This is a genomic window from Mesorhizobium sp. M7A.F.Ca.ET.027.03.2.1, assembly GCF_003999175.1.
GTDB lineage: Bacteria > Pseudomonadota > Alphaproteobacteria > Rhizobiales > Rhizobiaceae > Mesorhizobium.
The window spans coordinates 1-734 of the sequence record NZ_RZOM01001679.1 but is presented as its reverse complement, the minus strand read 5'-3'; the positions used below and the strand labels follow the sequence as shown (position 1 = coordinate 734).

The window sequence follows — 734 nt, the reverse complement described above, 5'->3', positions numbered from 1 at the left end:
GCCTGGCGCGTGTTGCGCTCGGCCTCGCTCGCCAGGCGGAGCGCCTGTTCAGCCTCTCCCAGCGCCTCCTCGGCCTGGCGCAGGACGAGCGTCGCCTGTATCGCCTCGGCATCGAGCTCAGCCAGCCGGTTCTTCTGCGCCAGCCGTTGTGCTGCGGCGGTCGGTGCATCGGCGCTTGCGGTAAAGCCATCCCAGCGCCAGAGCGCGCCTTCACGGCTGACCAGCCGCTGGCCGGGAGCAAGCAGCGACTGCAACCGGCGGCCGTCGCCGGCGGCCTCGACAATACCGATCTGCGCCAGGCGGCGGGCGAGCTGTGCCGGCGCGTGGACCACGCTGGCCAGGCTTTTAACGCCTTCCGGCAGAGCCGCGTCGCCGGGCTGGATCGCGCTTTCGCCCCAATGCACCGGCGCGCTGCGGTCAAGCGGCACGTCGAGGTCTTCGCCAAGGGCCGCACCCAGCGCCGTTTCGAAACCGCGATCGACGCTGATCTGCTCCAGCACGGCCGGGAAGAGATCGCCGCTGGCTGCATTCAGGATTTTGGCCAGCGTGCGCGCTTCGGTTTCGATCCGCGCCAGCTCGGCCCTGGCATCCTGAAGCGGTGGCCGGGCAGAACTTTCCGTGGCGCGGGCATCGATGACAGACTGCTCGGCCTCGGACACGGCAGCCTCGGCCTCCTCCAGCAGCGCCATGGCCTGTTCGACCAGCACCCGCTTCTCGGCCGGATCGGGCAGGCC

Annotated in this window: 1 pseudogene; it reads right to left on the bottom strand. The window is 70.4% G+C overall.

The annotated features are described in order from the left end of the window. Nucleotides 1-734: pseudogene (locus tag EN750_RS37310) on the bottom strand (chromosome segregation protein SMC); the annotation flags it as partial.